This is a genomic window from Acetitomaculum ruminis DSM 5522 (genome assembly GCF_900112085.1).
GTDB lineage: Bacteria > Bacillota > Clostridia > Lachnospirales > Lachnospiraceae > Acetitomaculum > Acetitomaculum ruminis.
This window is the reverse complement of record NZ_FOJY01000018.1, coordinates 44,563-64,774: the sequence shown is the minus strand read 5'-3', so window position 1 is coordinate 64,774 and position 20,212 is coordinate 44,563. Positions and strand designations below refer to the sequence as shown.

General features: G+C 31.2%; 12 protein-coding genes. 1 reads left to right on the top strand and 11 read right to left on the bottom strand.

The window, feature by feature from the left end:
- Positions 1 to 110: 110 nt before the first annotated feature.
- The 8 genes from BM153_RS11180 to BM153_RS11145 all read right to left on the bottom strand — a co-directional run bounded on the left by BM153_RS11180 (position 111) and on the right by BM153_RS11145 (position 13,801).
- On the bottom strand, positions 111 to 1,166 hold the full coding sequence (locus tag BM153_RS11180) for an AbiH family protein (protein WP_092873859.1): 1,056 nt from the start codon (positions 1,164 to 1,166) through the stop codon (positions 111 to 113).
- A gap of 203 nt (positions 1,167 to 1,369) precedes the next feature.
- Positions 1,370 to 2,662, bottom strand: coding sequence for a hypothetical protein (locus BM153_RS11175; protein WP_092873856.1), 1,293 nt, complete (start codon positions 2,660 to 2,662; stop codon positions 1,370 to 1,372).
- 105 nt (positions 2,663 to 2,767) lie between these two features.
- Positions 2,768 to 4,108 (bottom strand): GGDEF domain-containing protein, encoded by a 1,341-nt coding sequence (locus BM153_RS11170; protein ID WP_177205652.1) that lies wholly within the window; start codon positions 4,106 to 4,108, stop codon positions 2,768 to 2,770.
- 179 nt (positions 4,109 to 4,287) lie between these two features.
- Entirely contained in the window at positions 4,288 to 6,129 is a 1,842-nt protein-coding gene (locus BM153_RS11165) for a right-handed parallel beta-helix repeat-containing protein (protein WP_092873850.1), read from the bottom strand.
- 23 nt (positions 6,130 to 6,152) lie between these two features.
- A complete protein-coding gene (locus tag BM153_RS11160) occupies positions 6,153 to 8,018 on the bottom strand; it encodes a right-handed parallel beta-helix repeat-containing protein (RefSeq protein WP_092873847.1) in 1,866 nt (621 codons plus the stop codon).
- A 597-nt stretch (positions 8,019 to 8,615) separates the two neighbouring features.
- Positions 8,616 to 12,278: a S8 family serine peptidase gene (locus tag BM153_RS14155; RefSeq protein WP_092873844.1), complete on the bottom strand. Its 3,663-nt coding sequence runs from the start codon at positions 12,276 to 12,278 to the stop codon at positions 8,616 to 8,618.
- Positions 12,279 to 12,553: 275 nt separating this feature from the next.
- Entirely contained in the window at positions 12,554 to 12,832 is a 279-nt protein-coding gene (locus BM153_RS11150) for a YfhO family protein (protein ID WP_143088307.1), read from the bottom strand.
- A gap of 33 nt (positions 12,833 to 12,865) precedes the next feature.
- Complete coding sequence (locus BM153_RS11145) at positions 12,866 to 13,801, bottom strand: glycosyltransferase family 2 protein (protein ID WP_242949134.1); 936 nt, start codon at positions 13,799 to 13,801, stop codon at positions 12,866 to 12,868.
- Between the two features lie 312 nt (positions 13,802 to 14,113).
- Here BM153_RS11145 and BM153_RS11140 point away from each other — a divergent pair, with 312 nt between their 5' ends.
- Entirely contained in the window at positions 14,114 to 14,875 is a 762-nt protein-coding gene (locus BM153_RS11140) for a hypothetical protein (RefSeq protein WP_092873835.1), read from the top strand.
- 121 nt (positions 14,876 to 14,996) lie between these two features.
- Here BM153_RS11140 and BM153_RS11135 read toward each other — a convergent pair whose 3' ends face one another.
- From BM153_RS11135 to BM153_RS11125, 3 genes are all read right to left on the bottom strand, one after another.
- On the bottom strand, positions 14,997 to 16,091 hold the full coding sequence (locus tag BM153_RS11135; protein ID WP_092873833.1) for an acyltransferase family protein: 1,095 nt from the start codon (positions 16,089 to 16,091) through the stop codon (positions 14,997 to 14,999).
- A gap of 68 nt (positions 16,092 to 16,159) precedes the next feature.
- The gene (locus BM153_RS11130; RefSeq protein WP_092873830.1) at positions 16,160 to 19,105 is read right to left on the bottom strand and encodes a YfhO family protein; all 2,946 of its coding nucleotides are present in this window, start codon (positions 19,103 to 19,105) and stop codon (positions 16,160 to 16,162) included.
- 157 nt (positions 19,106 to 19,262) lie between these two features.
- Entirely contained in the window at positions 19,263 to 20,189 is a 927-nt protein-coding gene (locus BM153_RS11125; protein ID WP_092873827.1) for a methyl-accepting chemotaxis protein, read from the bottom strand.
- Between the last annotated feature and the right edge of the window lie 23 nt (positions 20,190 to 20,212).

Sequence of the window (20,212 nt, the reverse complement as noted above, 5' to 3'; positions counted from 1 at the left end):
ATAAGTTTAATCCTTTAACATATTATCATTCTTTATAAAAAAACAAAAGACCTTAAAGGCCGCCCTGTTCCTTAAGATCTTTCGTTTTTATGTAAATAAAAGTAGCAAGCTCAACCTTCATGTCGCTTCATTCTCATAAGACTTACTATATTACTTTTATCTATTTCTCTTAATTTTAATTTGTCTGTGTTAAATACTACATGTACCCTATCTTCTACATTCTCCCACACGCCTCTGGTATCATATCTTCTTAGCTTATTTTTTACCTTTCTTGTTTTTACAAGTAGTTCTCTGACTAAAATATTATTCGGAGGATCTAAGCTATAATCATATATAATTATCCTTCTGTTGGCACTTTCATTTAGCCAGTCTACGATTTTTTCCCACCAAACAGCATCGGTCTCTCCAAGAGATAACCCAAAAATACCTATGATATCGCTTTCATCAATGACTTTCATAAGTTCTTCGTCCCAGTTTTCCCCGATGGCTCTTATGGTTTCTCTTTTTATAAGGGCTTCTTTAAAATCAGGCACATTAAAAAGCTCAACATTTGTAACCTGACTTTTATCATTAACTCCTAAAATAGGATACATGTCGGTAGTTCCATGAATATGAAGCACAACCGGATTCATTTTCATGGTATGAGTCAAAGTCAGATATTTCCAGGTATCTATGGGCTTTTTTGCCAAAAGCTTAACATAATAATCAAGACTGTTGGTATAGTTAAAAGATACCACTCTCATTTCCGAATCCGACTCTTTATCTTCTTCAAACATCTCAAAAAACATATTTTTTTCCGAGGTTTTAAGTTCAGAATAAAAACACACCAGGCGCCTTCTTAAATTATCAAGAATTACCTCCTCCGGCTCATTTTCTGGTCGTTCGGAAAGAAGCATTTTTAAATACTGATCCAATGCTCTGGTAGCATCTTCTGCACACTTTAAATAGTCCATGGCATTTTCCGGCGTAAAATATTTTGAATAATCCCCCAGGGCTCTTTCAAAATCAGACCAGTATTGATAATGATTTAGTATGTCTTCCTTGAAGGTTCTTACGCAAGGTGAATCACTAGGTAATTCACAATACCATTTTTCAAAATCCTTATATGAAGTTTTTAATCCTATGGAAATATCAAATCCGTTTCCAACCATAAATGTTATCTTCATATTTCACTCTTCTTTCATATAAGAAAGCAGGTAACAGGCTAAAATTTCACAACATCTATTCCTGTTTTCACTTTCGGACAAAAATTTTAGGTATTATCACTGTATTTATAAGTTTATTTTAAATAATATATCGCTATATCTCAACGGTTTTGTTGGGTTTTATGGCATATTTAAGAGTAATTTTATACTTTTTTTAACATGCTTTATGTAGTTATAAAACATTCTTTCTTAATTATTTCTTCCTGTCTTTTTTTTGCCAGAATGATGCCTTTTTTCACATAATCATCCCGGTATTTTTCATATATAATAGAGGAATATCGCATTTTTGCATCCAGGAATTTTTCTTTTTCAAACAAAAGAACTTCCTTAATATCCCCGGAATCCTCCTTAAAAAACTCTTCCATTTTTTCTATTATTTCAATACCTGCTTTTCTTGCAGATACCATTCCCATGTCAGGAAGAAAAATATTTACCATATCTAAGTCATAGTAAGCTGCATTTTTAAAGTTTTGTATAGACATTATCTGTTCATGTTTTTTTAGCTTCAAAGGATTAGAACAAGCTAACCAAACCATCAGCAATTTGGCAAAAACAAGATCTTTTAGGTTAAGTTCTGCACTTTCTAAAGGATTTATGTCTATCATTCTAAGTTCGATATGATCTATTCCGTTTTTTTCCAAACTGTCAAGACTGTTTATTCCCGCGGGTTTAAGCCTTATGGGATAGTATAATTCACTTGCCTGGGACAAATAGCCTTCATTAACATATCTTTTTACGCTTTTTACATAATTATATATATCACTGTAATCAAGCAAAGGTGTAAAATGATTCCAATATCCAATTTCCGAACATCTTAAAGAGGCCATTCCCAAAAATCTGCTGTCTCCGGTTTTTCCTTTTTCTAAAAAACTGCTGTCTACAATGGGACTTGCAGCAGTTACAGCAGTAATTATCCAGCCGTAAACTTCCATTTTTTTAGCTAAATCCATATATAAGGCATTTTTGTATTCTTTAAATCTTTTAAGTTTTTTGTAAGAAAAGTCTTCCTCTAATAATTCATCACAAAAGGAATAATTATAATGAATACCACAAAAACTCATTTTATATCTGCCGTAAATATCTGAAAGATGTTCCCTGTATTTTCTTTGATGGGCATCTTTTTCTTCATATTTTGCAATAGGTAAGTCATTTTCATCTCTAATATAGGGCGGATTTGAAAAAGGCCAAAGATACTCTGACATGGATGCTAATTTTTTATGAATTATCAATGACTGCTTATTAAGCTCATTTATAGCTTCTTTCTCGCTTTTTAAAACCTTGGTATTTATTTCAAGCTGATTTTCGGCAAAATCCCTTGTTACATATCTAACATCTTTTAAAGGATGAGCTGAAAGTGCAAGATAACCGCTTTCTAATACTCTTAAGCCTTCCTTTTCAAGTCCAATATTTCCTTTTAATAACAGATTTTTTACCTTGGGATTATCTATACAAAACATTTTTCTTACTCCTTTATAAATGAGCTTTAACCTTTTTTGCACCAAAAAAAGAACCTTTATGTATATATAACATATCGGTTCTTTTTGTGCTGATGTAAATTCCCTTTAACAATCAAGACATTTTATATAAATATATACTTTTTGATTATCCTGAGAATAATCTTTAAACCTTATTATTTCCAATAAAAGATTTTTCATTTCTCCGTCACGATAACCTACAAAGTTTAAACTAAAGGTTTTTTTGCCCTTTGCAAAATAATCTATTAAGTATTCCCTAGAGGTTTTTTCCTTATATTCTTCCAAATTTTTATCATTTACATTATCAATTTTTTTATCCTCCTGAAGCCATTTAAAAATATCTCCCTGAGGCTTTTCTTCCAAGTCGTTTTTTATGAAAAAATATCTTCCATTTAAAAAATCCGCCTGAATTATTGTTATATAGGTATCATATAATAACGAAAATGCATCTGAAATAAACCTTGTATCAAAGCCGTTTTCTTCATAATAAAAATCATCTGCATCTTTCATTCTTTTTCTGGCTATAACGGCAAGTTCTTCTAAAGACTCCTCTTCAAATTCACTTCTTTGAGCATATCCATAGGAAAGTGGTAAGTTTTCATAACCTTCTCCTCTCCATTGTTTAGAGCTTTCTTTTAATATATGCAAAAGTCTGTCAAACTCACTTCCGTCAGCCATCACTAAAGCTTCAAATTCTGCCCCGTTATATCTGTATATTTTTCCATAGCCTCCAAATGCTGTATTTAAGCATTCTGCCGTTGCCTTTATTATCTCATCTCCAGTTTCATGACCAAAAAGCTCATTTATACTTCTTAATGAATTTATTACTACGGAAACATAGGTAATCCTTTCTTTTTGAAGAACCATGGAATAATGTTTAATGTCTTTGTCATAACATTTTCTATTTAAAAATCCTGTGAGCTCATCTATATATGACTGTTCTATTATTCTTTCTTCTTTTTCCTTTTCTTCTTCTATTACTCTGGTGATAAAAATGACCTTTTCCACCTCATCATTTTCATCTCTTTTCATTACTATAAATTTTGCCCTTATCCAACCATAATCTATCCCGATAAACTCCTCTGACATAACGGTTTTATTTTTCATTTTTTCGGCAACTTTAGTTAAATCAGTAAATTCCAAAGCCCTTTCTGAATACTCCTCTGTAATGGTATGCTTCATAACCTTCATCATCTGTTCTGTAGCACCTTCTTTACTTTTTACATATTTTCTTACGGCGTCTACATCGCTTATCTCTTCAAAACGGTCATTTTTCAAATCAATAACATGCATTGTCAGATAGTTTTCTGATAAAGCCCTGACTATTTTTGTTAACTCCAGTTCATTTCTTTCAATTAGTTCATCATTTCTTTCTTCAAAAGCATTTTCCCCGTTTTCACTAATAATTGTTTCCTTTTTATTATTCATATCTTCCATCCTCTTTTTTAGTAAACACTTTTAATTATCCTGAAAAAACATAATACAATAATATCGGATAATGTTTTTTGTTTTATTCCCAAAAATCTGTGATGGTTTCATAAAATTTTCATGAAAAAGACCCGGAGGATTATCCGGGTCTGTGAGAGTTTGTTTTATTCTTTTATTATTTAATATACAACATTTCCACTGTTAACATGATTTGGAGATTCTGCTATAATAACTCCACTTGATTTTGTTTTACAGCTTATCTTGTTACTCATTATTTTAGCTCCGGCACATCCATGTACATAAATTCCTGTTTTGTCTGCTGAAAGCTTAACAGTATTGGATTTGATGTTTGCCGAACTTGTAAACTGAACCATAATTCCATCTGACTTAATTCCAGAAAGGCTATTAGATTCAACATTAGCACCATTACAGTTTACAACAATCAATCCCACATTATTGGAATTAGAAATATTATTTGATTTAACTGAAGCAGCCTTTACCGCTTCGACATAAACACCGTGTCCATCAGGATTTTTTATGGTATTTGATTTAATGTAAACATATTCAGAAGCAGTGGCTCTTATGCCGTCACGATTATTTAAGCTTCCTTTTCCATTTACTTTATTTCCTTTTATAACAATATATTTGCTTGATTTACCCTTGGCTTTCCAAACCATAATTCCATACATGGCACCTGATTTTTGGGAAAGTCCATAGCTTGAAACTGTATTATTGGTTACTGTTGCACAATTGCTTCCACTTGAAACGGCAATGGCATTAAGTTTAGTATTTGATACTGTATTATTAATTACATTTGCATTTACGGTATCTATAAGTTCTATTCCGTCTTTTTCTGTTTTTTGTACGGTATTACCGTCAATTTTTACTCCCCTTGCATAAGTTGTATAGATACCATAACGACTGGTATTGTATAATTTATTTTGTTTTATTGTTACTCCTGGTATTTGTCTGCTTGAAATACCTGAAACCCTTATGGCATCACCAAAAACATTCTTGGTATCTTTACTGTTTTTTATGGTGTTCTTTTTAATAACAATATTGTAATTAGAAGGAAGTTTACCCACTTTCTTATTTAACGGCTGGAAGAAATCTCCGCTTGTTCCCTCAATAGCAGTATAGGCAAGGATTCCTACCTTTGTATTATTAATGCTGTTTCCTTCTACTCTTGAATTCTTATAATTATATAGTTTTATGGCAGCCTCTGATAAATTATAAAACTTGTTATTTAAAATTTTTACATTTGAATGAAGCTTGCCGTTAATTGCAGTATGACTACCTATACCCCTTGAAAATTCATGGAATTTAGAATTTTTAATTGTAATATTTTCACAAGGCAAATCATCCCATTTAACTGTTTGCTGGGTAGGTACTAAAACTACGCTATGACATATATCAAGCTGTATTGCCTCTTTTGGAACATTTGTTTTTTTATAATTTTTGTATCCATAGAAATTACAATTTTCCACTACAGCATTTTTTACCCCGGCAAATACTATTAAATGACTTCCCTGTGGTACATTACATAATGTGGCATTTTTAATGGTAATATTATTACTATGAATAAATCTAAAGGTTTCCGTACCGCTTTTATTATTCTTGGTAGGAGTAGAATCCCAGGCTCCTCCGATTATTGTTATATCATGATTTGTATTATAACCGCCTTTATCTTTTACCAGTTTAGATTCTACCATGGCTCCATTGGCCTTTTCTTTATAGATTCTGGAACCTGTAGCTATAATTGTAGTATTAGGATAAACATATAAAGGTCCCTGGAATTTGTAGGTTCCTCTTGGTAACTTTACGGTAAGTTTATACTTTCCTGATGCATTTTCGTCTAATGCTTCCTGAACCTCTTTATAAGTACAACCTTTAGTAACGGTTATGGTCTTTTCTGTAGTTTTAGCCATTGACTCCTTTGTGTTTAAAAAGAAACCAAATGAAAAACTTAAAAATAAAACCATCATGCTTAATAAAATTTTTTTTCCAAACTTATTTTTCATATCCTGTCACACCTTTCAAATAGTTACTTAACTTTAATTACATTATTTTTCTTTTTACAATGCTTTGATTTAATTATTACTATCCCCCTTTTCTTTGTAGTTCCTTTAACTTTATTATTTAGAATCTTAGATGAATTAGATTCATTTATCAAAATACCGGTAACACCTTTAGAGGCATTTATGGTATTTGCTTTAACATTTGAAGCCTTTGAATCAAATATAAAAATACCATCTGACTTTGGAGAAGAAATTACATTTGAGACAATCTTAGCATCATTACAGTTAATTGTGAGATTTATACCGTTTTTTAGGGATTTCAATATTTTATTTCCCTTAATATAGGCATGCTTACTGTTATAGCTGTAAACTCCACAACCTCCTGATGAAACCACCTCATTTGTTAATACCTTTACATAATCTGCATTACTTGTCCTTATACCATCTTTTCTGTCACCTTTGCTTTTTCCCTCTATGAGATTGTTTTTTACTAAAATATTATGTTTTTTACTGCCCCTGCAATCCGCAAGCATAATTCCATAGGTGGAACCATAAGCATTTCCCATTCCATATTTTTTTATGGTATTGGAAGAGATATTTGTATAATTACTTCCTACAGATATTTTTATTCCATCACATTTAGTATTGGAAATTTTATTCTTTTTTATAACTGCAAAGGAAGAATTTCCAAGATTCATACCATCTGCCCCTGCCTTGTGAATTTTGTTTTTAAGAATCTTTATTCCATTGGCATAGGTTGTAAATATGCCATATCTGTCGGTATTTGATATTTTATTGTTTCTGATTATAACTCCCGGTATGGGTCTTTCATCTCCTCCGATAATTCTTATTCCATCACCCCAGAATTCACCCTTATCTTTTACATTTTTTATGGTATTATTCTCAATTATAATATCATAATCCCCAGGTAAACTATACACCTTTTTATTATTTGTTCCAAAATAAGAGTCTTTTTCAGCCGCCTCCAGATAAGTATAAGCTAAAATTCCCTGTCTTACATTTTTTATAGTATTATCATTTATGGTTAAATGAAGATAATTAAATAACTTCATTACCTCGTCTGAAAGATCATGAAAATTGTTGTTGGAAATTGTAATAAATGAATGAAATCTCCCTGCTATAGCAGTATGACTGCCTATTCCCCTTGAAAACTTGTAAAACTCATTATTACTGATGGTAATGCCTGTGCAAGGTAAATCATCCCAGCAAACATATTGTTTTGTTGGTACCTGTTCCAAAGAGTGAACAATATCCAACTGTATGGCTTCCTTTGGGCATTTTGCAGCAGTTAATTTTTTATAATTATAATATCCATAAAACTTGCAATTACTTACCAGGCATCGTCTGGTTCCTGCAAAAACAATTAAATGACTTCCTACTGGTACATTACAAAGACTGGCATTTTTTATGGTTATATTATTACAATGAATAAATCTAAATGTTTCAGTACCCTTTTTTTTCATAATAGGTGAAGAATCCCATTTTCCACCGTCAATTGTAATATCATGATTTCCATCATATCCACCCTTGTCATTATCTAAAACATTTTCCACCATTGCCCCATAACGCTTAGTCTTTTTTAAGGTGGCTCCTTTTGCACTGATGGTGGTATTTGGATAAACATATAAAGTCGAATCTAACTTATAGGTACCCTTTGGAATAACAACAGTCAATTTATACTGTCCCTTGCTGTTTACATCCAAAGCATCCTGAATATCCTTATTAGATGCCCCCTTATCTAATTTAATGGTTTTTAAAGAAATAGCACTTGCTTCCATGAAAGTCAGCTCTGATTCCGTGGCTATATCACAAAAAAAAATCAAACCCAAAGCTAAAACTATTGCTAAAAACATCTTTGTTACATTTCTCATATTTTCCTCCCAAATCTCTAAACATACCTTATCCCATACATCTCTTTTTATTATATTCTCTAAAGAATAGCAGGGCAATTAACTGCCTATAAACAATTCCTAAAAACTGTCATTATATATAAAATTACTTCATTTTAAGAAATTTGATAGGTACCAACTACTATTCTACCCCATATTTTAATCAATTTCTAAGATAATCTTGTAATTTAAGAAAATATTAAGTAATTTTTAAAATATAATTTTTCCATACACCTTTTACACCCCCTTTTTTAATTAATAGATTTTAGGAATTGTTCTTAAATAAAAATTTTCTTTTTATGAAATGTTTTTTTCTAGTACCTAAGTACCATTACAAAAACAACCGATATTACTTGTGATACTAGAAATAGTATCGTAAATTGGGAAATAAGAAGGTAATTTGGTAGTATCATGGACGGATTAAATCTACCAGTGTGAAAAGGTGTCGAGCAAAGAATCAAAAGAAAAAACCCACCGCATTTTATGTATTCAAAGGGGAATGTCATATATGTGATGGGTTTTTTCCTGTCTAAAATCCAAAAAAGTCAGGTCCTTAAAAGCCGGACCTGACATGAATTTTTACTTTGTGGAAATGCTGTAAATTTTTGAATAATTGCCATATACTCTTTCATTTAAAGAATTATATTTAAAGGCTCTTACCCTTATATAATATTTCTTTGAAGCTTCTAATTTATCCAAAGTCTTAACAGTTTCTTTTACTCTTACTCTTTTAGCATTTTTCATATTTTTCTTTGTGGAATAAATAATTTCATATCCACTTACTCCATTTGTCTTTTTAAGCTTAAGGGTTATTTTGCCAGCTGTTGAAACCTTCTTTTTAATGCCGGTTTTTCCAATTGAAATTCTTGAAATATTGTATTTGAAGGTTTTTTTACATGTCTTACAGGTATAGCTTATAATTCCCTTTTTCTTTTTTGTTTCGACTTTTATTACCTTGCCATGTCCAAATCTATGCCCCTTAGATGGAATAGTTACTTTAGCGTAGGTAGTCTCATTTTTAGCTTTTGAATCTGTATATAACTTTCCTGTAACCTGACATTTGTAGTAGGCTTTGTTACCGCTTTTTGTACAGGTAGCTGCCCTGGCAGAAATTTTCTTTAATTTATGACTAGCTTTTTTATTTATATCAACCAGCGTTCTATTTTGAGCATAGTCTTCCACCAACAGGTAATAATCCTTAATGTCAAAATTCGTAAGATCTATGGAAATGTCCATGGATTTTCTTGCACCAATTACCTGACATATTACTTCAGATTCATCATCTCCTTCATTAAAGCCATCTTTAGCTACCAAAGCATATCTTTCAAGATATCTGTTATCTTCTAATTTAGCATTTAATTTAGTACTCTCTTCTGTTGATACAATAGTTATATCTTTAACCTTCGGGGCAGTTTTATCTACATAAAAATTAAATTGCATATTTTCAGTATCTGCACCTTCATTATCAAAATTTGTACTTAATTTTACAGTGTAATCCCCTTCTTTTTCAGGTACCTGGCACTCTAAAATATATTGTCCAAACTTATATAAATCCTGATTATAGTTACACTTTTCCCCTACAGGTTGTCCTTTGGCATCATATACTCCAATGCTTGTGTTTATTACGCTTCTAAGGGGCGTAAACAAAAGATAAAGCTGGTCATAACATCCATCATCATTTGGAGAAATTCCTGCATATTTTTCATCTGCATATCTGGTTAAATAATCATCATAAAGATTAATTCCCAGATAATAACCATCACCGTAATAATCTCCTAAAAGAGCATTTATTCCATAATAATTCTCATCATTGTAAAAAGGAGGATCCAATGCTTTTTGCTCTTTCCATTCACCCAAAAATCCCATAAAAGGAATATTAACATCTACTTCTTTTCCGGTTTTATCCTTTAAATATACGAATCCATCTATATAAAAACCATTGGTGAATATTTTTTTATTATTTTCCAGGTTTTCCTTATTTAAACTTATGCTAAGAGTCACCAAAGAAGTTTCACCTTTTTCAACTCTGACATTTCCCGGAGTTGTTACCAAAACAGGATTTATTAATTTGCTTTTCTTTACAATATTTTCTCCATCTTCATAAGCATAATCATCTGTAGTAATAAGAACACTTATATCATCATAATTTACCCTGTCCTTTCCAATATTTTTTATATTAAAAGAAACATTGAAAGTAAAGGTTTCATCTTTACTATCTGTGTCTTTTAACTCCTTAAGAGACAGCTTACTAAGACCTGTATTACAATCTTGTAAAATAACATTGGTATTTATGGCATCTTTAAGGTTTACCAGACCTGCTCCCTGAAGGCGTGGAGATTCAGGGATATTATTGTCATCATCAGTTTCAATAACTGTTGCGGTTGACATTAATAAATTTTTTGAAAGATTTAATCTTTGTTTTTTTGATAAATCAGGATATTTTTCTCTGATATACTGATCCATAATAGCAGCTACACCGGCAACATTAGGAGCCGCCATACTTGTTCCGTCATAGTATTCATACTTGTCTTTTCCATTTACGGATGAATAAACATTTCCTCCTATGCCTGTAAGATCAACATTTAAGGAAAGATCCTGACTTACTCCAAAGGACGAAAAATCACTCATAATATCCGTAGTTACCTTTAAGTATTTAGTTCTTTCATCTGTAAATCCTGAAATAGTTTTGATATTGTTTAAAATGGCACTGTTTAAGGCACTAAAGGTTAAGTTTTTTATACAGGCAACAGGTATATTTGTATCCTCTAAATCCATAAAAGGATAGCTGTCGTTTGTAGAACAAAGAATAACCGCCTTTGCTCCTAATGATGCCAGTTTTATTATATCTAAATCATACGAATCCTCCTTAAAAGTTACCAGGGCAATTTTTCCTTTTATATTATTTATTCCTGCTTTTATTAAATCCTCTTGTGTAGCTTTTCCACAATTTATATATTTAAAACTTTTTCCCTTTACAGTCTGATAAAAATCACTGGTTTCATAGACAATTTCATAACTTTTAGAGTTAAATTTAAAACTTGCAGCTTTCATATTCATATATTTATTATTGGCACTGGCAACTCCTACAGTATTTTCACACATAGCAGGATAGATTCCCGTACCATAATCAATATAATCAGTTGCTACTATTCCATCCTCTAAAAATCCCTTTGAACCGTTTCCCATGGCACAGGAGGCAAAAATTCCGGCTTTTCCAACATTTTCGTAAGCCTCCATTAATAACTCATCTTCCCCATATGCCCCAAAACTCATATTTATCACATCAGCTTCTAAGGTAATGGCATCCTCTAAGGCAGCCAAAATACCTTCTGTAGATAATTCAGGGCAGGCCATTAGCATAAGTGAGGAACCAGTGGCTGTTCCTATATATTTTCCACTATTGTCCATATTTGTTCCGGCTGCTATACCTGCAACATGAGTTCCATGAGATTCATCATTTTTATCACTGACATCATAATTATTATTATCATAATTATAGACATATACTATTTTTTCATTAATATAAGCCTTATCCACATCAATTTGGGCATTTAAACATTCATAATCAACTATATTCTTAAGTTCATCCTTAGTCATGGCTGTTTTAAAGCCCTGAGGAATCCGGAAATTTTCATGATTTATATCAAATTCGTTATCAATTATACATATAAGTTCTCCACTGCCATCATAGTTTTTCTTTCTTAAATACTCAACATTTTCATTGGCGTAAAGGTCTTCTGAAGAATCCATAGCTGCCTTGGAATTGTAAACCTTGTTTTCTTCCTTGTCTTCTTCATTTTTTTCTCTATAGATGGATTTATATACTTCTTCTACCTCTGGTATCTCTTTTATTTTATTAATGGCACTTTCATCTATTTTGATACTAAAGCCGTTGTAAACCTTGGTATAGTGATTTGTAACTACAGCATCTGCCTGAATTTTAGTTTTTATTATGTTAAAAACCTTTTCCTGTATGGAAAGCATAGCTGCTTCTTTTGACCTTGTCTCATCACTGTTAAGATAAGTCTCAGAATCACCTGCATTTTCAAGTATTGCTGCATCTTTTAGCTTAACAATAAGAGTCCCGTTATAACTTTTATTGTCAATATTTACCTCATTATCCGTATTTTTTAAAATATTTTTCCCATCGGCTGTATATGATGTAGCTGCAAATACTTCAAAAGCTGAAAGCGAAAAAGTAATTGTAGCTAACAATAAGCCTTTTATTAGCCTTTCTCTCATATCACGCCCTCCTTAAAATTAACCTATAAAGATTTCTATGAAATCATTTGTAAAGCGGACATTCTTAAATCCGCTTCGCTACTTCCTCATGAACGCAGTGGCACTTTGTGCCACCTGTTCAAAACTTAGGACTTTAGCACTAGTTTTGCAATATGTATTTCGGTTTTTTTAAGGGATAATAATGAATTTTCAAAAAATATAATAAAATTTTAAAAGTCTGTAAACATTATTTACTAACATTTACAGACTATTGTTGTTTTTAATTATTCTTTTTTTTAACTCTTTTTTTCATCCTCTAAACAGACAGCTTCCATTTGAATTTCCTGTTTTTGCACACTATCAAGACTGTCATAACTTTTCTTTGATATATACTTATCATAGCAATATCCAACAGGTAAAGCATAGTCGTTTTTATAAACTTTATAAGCATTAGTCAAAGAATAACCATAGGGCATACCTTCTTTGCTTTCTGAAACATAATATTCTACTGAAGATAATTCCCCGGGTACAGTTAAATGTATATATAAAGTAGTAGTTTCTTTTTTTACTTTCATTAATGAAATAATCATTTATTTTAGACAGGACTTTCATGGTTTTTCCTCCATATTTGTATCAGCTATTATAAAAACCGGTCTCTTTTTGGTTTCTAAGTAAGTCTTTGACAAATACATTCCTAAAACACCTATACTCATTAACTGTATTCCCCCCAAAAAAAGAACTATACATACTAAAGATGACCAGCCGGCTACCGGATTTCCAAAAAACAACTTACTGATAACAATAAAAATCATATAACAAAATGCCAGCAAACAGCTGATAAATCCAAAAATAGAAGACAAAGTTAAGGGAAATGTGGAAAAGGCAATAATTCCTTCCAAACTATATTTAAACAATCCCCAAAATGACCACTTTGTTTCACCGGCTACTCTTTCAACATTTTCAAACTCAATCCATTTAGTTTTAAATCCAACCCAGCCAAATAGTCCCTTTGAAAATCTGTTGTATTCAGACATATCTAAAAGTGCATTTACAAATTTTCTGGTCATAAGACGATAATCTCTGGCACCATCCACCATATCTGCCTGAGAAATATGTTTCATTATTTTATAAAAAAGTCTGGCAAAAAATGATCTTATCAGAGGCTCTCCCTTTCTTGTTACTCTCCTGGTGGCTACAGAATCAAAGTCTTCATTTTTTACATAGTCATACATCTCAGGTAATAGTGCCGGTGGATCTTGTAAATCCGCATCCATTAAAACAATATAATCTCCTGTGGATTTTTTTAAACCGGCATAAATGGCAGCTTCTTTTCCAAAATTTCTTGAAAAAGAAACATAGTAAACTGACTTATTGACTTTACATAATTTATGTATTTCTTCCATGGTTTTATCTTTTGAACCATCATCTACAAAAATAAACTCAAATTCAACTTTGTCTTTTAAAACGGAAGTTACCTTATTAAATTCTTTATAAAATAACGGGATGCTTTTTTCTTCATTAAAGCACGGAACTACTATGGACATTTTGTCCTTCTTATTTTTTATTTTTATCTCCATTTTTTCAACTTAACCCTTTTTATCATTACTTTCTTTCATAGTTACTCCACAACACGAAAATTATATCATAAAAGCTTAATAATTAATATTTATTAAATTATTAACTCTAAAATCCCATTAACGTACCTTTCAGCTAAAAGTACATATTTGATATACAAACAAATTAATGTATAGTAAAATTATATTTGATTTAGCCTGTAAAAAATCGGTGTTTTTTATAGTCTAAGGTATTTTTTACCGGTTTTTACATCTATCACATTTAAATTGGAGGAAATTTTTATGAAAAAAAGAATAGTATTATTATTATTAGCAGCTGTAACTGCTTTTACCCTTGCTTCCTGCGGGGCAGACAGTTCCAAAAAAGGAACAGATACTAACAATGTTATTTCAAATCGGGAGACTACCAATAATTCAAATCAGGAAAAAAACTTAGATAAGAATTCTTCTAACGAAACAGACAAAAAAGAAGAAGCAGATACAAATAACACCAGTGATAACAAAAATGATAATGAAGACCATATAGATCTTTTTGCAAACTTGTCAAACTATGCTTTTGAATATACAAGTCATTCAGGAGGCTGGTCAACTTCCCTTTCTATTACAGCTAATGGTGATTTTGCCGGCTACTATCTCGATTCAGAATATGGCGAAACTGGGGATGGTTATCCTGAGGGAACTATGTATGAATCAAACTTTACCGGAAGTTTTGTAAATCCTACTAAAATTGATGATTATTCTTACAAAGTAGAAATTAATGGTATTACATATAACGAAGAACCGGGTTCAGAAAATTATGCAGATGGAATGAGAACAGTTTATTCAGATGCCAGCGGAGTTTCAAATGCTAAAGAATTTGTGGTATACCTTCCTGATACCCCGGTTTCTGTCCTTCCACAAGGTTTTAAAGACTGGGTAACTCCGGTTTATGGTGATTTTACAGGGGATACTTTAGGTTATTATGCTTTATATAATCCTGACGGAGAATATGCATTTATAAGTTTTCTTTTAAATCCTGAAAACAATGTATCAAATAACGATTAAAATTCTGATATATAAGCAGAACTTGATGGCGTTTCCAACAAGGATGCAGAACTTTTAGAAAAGGCAAAAGATGTAATACTTTAGCACAGTATTAACATTAAAGTCTGAAACATTAACGCTTTTAATTCGTTAATGTTTCAGACTCTTTTTTAGCCTTTATCTTATTAACAATTAAGCTTTTAATACTTACAATAATAAGAATTATAATCAATAAACTAAGATAAATCAGTATTGTTCTATATTTTGCAAAAAAAGAATAGTAGGGTGTATGTCTTATTATTTTTCCCAATATTTTACCATAAATTACATGCCAGAAATAAATATGCTCTGCACATTCTTTTCCAATTTTACTAAAAGGATATTTTCCTCCACCTAAGTTTGGAAAAAAGGATAAAAATATGAATATACTTAAAACAAGGAAAAATGTTCCAATATAATTTAGCGGTCTAAGCTTTATCCCCATGGATAAAAGATATTTGGCCTCAAAAACATTAAAGGCAGTAAATAAGAATATAAAACCAATTAGTAAATACTCTTTTCCTCTGATTTTATCCCGTAATTTCTTATACAAATCACTGTCTTCAAAAAACCTGTGTAAAAAATAACCAATAAAGAAGTAACAATATCCAACACCCAGAAATTTTTCAATTGGTTCTATAAGGCGCCAGGAAATAGGATGTCCCCATATTAACGGTGCATACTGTCCCATGGAATAATCAATTATCATTATCACAGGAATGGTAAAAAGAACAAGCTTTTCCAAATGAAATTTTTTTACTAAAGCAAATACAATGACCAAAATAAGCATTGCTCGAAGATACCAAAGATGACCTGCAAGACCAAAATTAAAAAAAAGAAATCTAAGATTTAAAAGTTTCAAGATGATTCTTTTTGCTGCAAGAAAATATGCATCTTCTTTTCCATGATATAAATGCGCTGTTTTATTAAGAGTATACAAAAAATAAACTGTGTTACAAATTATCAGATACTTGATAATCTTCAATAATTCTTTAATAATCTTCTTATAATCTAATTCTTTATGATTAAAATGAAAATAACCCGAAATCAAAAAGAAAAATGGCACACCTATTCTTGCCAATACCGACAATTCATCTCCAAATCTGTTTCTCATAGGGAAATGAAGTGCAACTACACAAAAAGCTGCAATCAATCTAAAAGTGTCATAAGAATAAATACGTTCTTTTTTGTTTTTCATCACATTTTTTCTTTAGCTATAAAGTCTAATAGCTAAGCCTTCCTGTTATTTTTTCACTGCACAATCGCTTACGATTCTACCACAGTTAAAGTATTATCGCAATTATGGGCATTTATGCTCTTATTTTTACAAATTTTTCTCACAATCACCATTAAACCAAAGCCCACAAATCCAAGCAATGTCATTAAAGCCCCTTCAAATTTAAAGGGCAGGCTGTATCTAAATTCCACATTGTGAAATCCTTCATAAACTTCTATTCCTATATGGCGTTCATTTGCCACAAAGGTATCTACCTTTTTTCCGTCTATATAAGCACTCCAACCGGATGAATAAGGAATTGACATAACCAGTATTTTTTTCTTTTTTAAATCAATTGTACCTGTGATTTTATCTACATCCATTTGAACATTTTCTAAAACATTTTCCTTAAGTTTAGATACCTTATTCTCATAATCATCCATTGAAACACAGTAAACTTTTAAATCATCAAAAGTATATCTGCCGGCTTTTGGAAGCTTTATTACTATTTTCTTTTCAGGCTTTTTATTGTAGCCTAAATTAACCACAAAGTCGTGTCTGCCGGAAGAAAACATAGCTTCAGGTTTTATATATTCAAGAGTTTTTTTCACCTTTTTTGAAGATATAATACTTATCTCTACTCCCTGGGTATATTTATAGAACTTTTTATCTTTTTTCATCTGTAATTGCTGGTCTTTTGATAATAAATCCCAATTGGTTTTATTATATAAATTATTGGGATCTACCAGCTCATCTCCAAAATACAAATCATATTCTGAAATTGCTTCAAAATCAAAATTTTCAAATCCCAGACAGATTTCTGAATTTGCCTTTCCCTTAAAGGTTAAAGTTACTTTTTCATTATCTGCTGTTGTAATAAATCCCTCCTTGGTTATAACAATATTTTCTGACTCACAGCTTATTTCATAGGGAATAGAATAATTTTCTTTCTTTTTTGATAATTCTTTTATATCACTGTTATTTTTTTCTATTTCTACTGCTTCTAGCTGTATTTGCTGTTTTTGTATTGGGTCAAGATTTTCATAATTTTTCTTAGAAATGCAGGTATCATAAGAATATCCCAAAGGAAGGGCATAATCATTTTTATAAAGGGCATAACTTTCTTCTTCAAAGGATTTATTTATAATCTCCTCTTGTTCTTTACTTAGTTTATCTACAGATAATTCAGCTTTTAAATCTTCTTTTGCCTGATTTATAAGGACAGATTTTACATTTTCTTTTTTCATCAAGGTATAACCGTAAGGAATTCCCTTATCATCATTACTTTTGCATAAAAAATAATCTATAGAAGATAATTCTATGGGAGTAGTTCTATCGTCATATCCCTCATATAAAAAGAATCTATTCTCTAATGCAGCTATTAAAGTGCGGTAATTATTAAGAAAAGGATTACTTATGGACCAGAAATACTGGGTTGAGGATACATTTTTTAATACATTGGCATTTCTTCTTAAATCTCTGCCTGTTATTCTTGTATAACTCTTCCCCTTATTTACATCCTTAACCAGATTAATTTCATTATAGGTATTTTCCTCTTCAATTTTGGAGTTCTCCAGACATTGACCTACATAATTATCCCCATCAAAAGAAAAATACCAAAAACTAATATTAATAACATTTACAATCAGTATTAAAAGCATTGCAAGGTATTTATATGAGATTTTTTTCTTTTGTAACTTTATATTTATAAGTATTAATGCGATAAAAATCAGGGATGTCATGACATAGGTGGCTAACTCCCGGGATTCATCAGCAAAAAGACATATTAAAAAATAAATAATGTTGATAAAAACTATTTTTTTATATTCTTCCTTTTCAAGGGAAAATATATTTTCCCATAAACTTGTAAGAATATATGAACATAAAAGCGCAAATCCCCAGCTCCATCTGTTTGCACTGTAACTCATTCCGTTTAATAATCTTCCAAATATAGGGAAAATTGTAAAAATCACGCATATAATAAATAGTGTTTTTAAAAAAGTATTTTCTTTCTTTTTAACAAATAATACAAATATGGCAATTATTGCTGGAATCCCAAATCCCATGCAAAGCCAGAATGAAATGTTAGAAGTAGTCAATACAGAAGGAAGACTACTATAATATCCAAGAGGATAAAAAAGATGAAACTTTTGCGTGGATGATGTCATTCTAGAATCATGTAAAAAAATATTTAAAACCGGTAAGAATATAATCCCTGCAAGAAAAACCCCAATAAGAGAATTAATACCGATTTTTATAAGCATTAAAAATGCCTTTTTTAAGTCTTTTTTATACAAAAAAGCCAGTCTTACAAGAGTATAAAAAATGGCAAGAAGGACTATCATATAAAAAAAATAAAAATTTGACAGGGCTGAAACCGCCACAAAAATAATAAACAAATAGGGTTTCATGTCTTTAATTATCTTTTCTATCCCCAGTATTACCAGAGGAAAATATATCAAGGGATTGATAAAAAACAAGTGTCTGGCAGAATTATACATTGCCCAAAAGCAAAAACTGTAGGTAAGTGCCCCTGCCACTATCCCGTATCTGTTTTTTCTTCCGGTGCCAAAAGCTAAAAATGAAAAGGATATCCCTGCTAAATAAAGGCGTAAAATACTGGAAAAGGAATAAAAATACTGCATATATCTCACAGGAATAAAAACTGAAAATAATGCTATTGGATCTCCGATAACATAATAATGAAAGGTAGTTAAAATGTCACTTCCTTCACCTATATTAAAATCCCAGTCAGGTATTATAAGTTTATGATTAAATATAAGATTTTTAATAATCCCCCTTAAATATTTGGAATAATATATAAGAGCCTTTAAGTGCTGCATCATTCCATCTTCATCCCATACCAGAGAACGATTAGAAAATATAAAGGATATATAGACAAAAAAAGCCATTACCAAAAACAAAAGAGTATATACACAAAAGTAATTTATTTTTTTCTTTTCATTGGTAAAATAAGCATTAAAAACAGATAGCATTTTTCAAAACCCCCTTATTGCCATAAATAGATTTGTCAACTGAATTTAACAAACCCGTAGGATATTTTATCACACTCCCCTCAAAAATACATTAGATATTCTATATTTTTTATAAGTCAAAAAAGGACCTTTTGAAATATCAAAAAGTCCATTTTTTTTATCTGTTGTTTTTTCCAAATTCTTTCATCATTTGAATAAATTCTTCTGGAACGCTTCTAAGATTTTTAACATCTTCCACATCTGCGATTTCACTTAAGGTCTGTGACTCTGAGGATAATGATGTAACCGAGGCTGATATTTCTTCAACACACCCTGCCTGACTTGTGGCAATTTCATCAGAATCTGACACTTCTTTATTTACTTTATTCAAAGCATCAAACATTTCTGATAATGTTTCCTTTATTTCCTTTGAAACATCCCCGCTGGCTTTTGCAAGTTTTCCCATTTCCTGAGCAACCACGTTAAAACCTCTTCCTGCTTCACCGGCTCTTGCTGCTTCTATGGAAGCGTTTAAAGCAAGAATATTGGAACGGGAAGCCGTTGAAGCAACCTGATTTATAAGGGATACTGTCTTATTAATATTTTCACTGATGGCAGTAGAAATCTCGTGAATTTTTGAAAGAGCACCGGCAAGTCCCTGTATTCCTTCAGATACCTCTCCTATTGCAGAATCTGTTTCTTTAATGCTCTTATCAAGGTTGATTGCTGCATTATAAAGAGTTTCTTTCTGGTTTAAGCAGGTTGCTACATATAAAGCTCCGATAACCCCTTCTATTTTATCTCTAACCGGTGAAACAGTTACCTTTAAAGGAAGTCCATATATTTCTGACGGATAATAGGCATAATCAACCTGTCCGTTTAAAAATACTTTGTTATACTGCTCCTGAAATCCCGGGTTGTCCACTGAGCCTAAATTTCCTTCTTTAAAAGAATACCTGAATGTTTTTGCAGGTATAAGCCTTGTAACAACCATTTCTCTTTCATCATTAATAATGCCAAGAGCTACCGAAGCATCCTCTGACATTGAATTTTGAATTGCTTTCAATAACCCCTCCTGATTTTCAACCAATTCATCTCTTGTCATAATTATTAAATCCTCCTTGATTA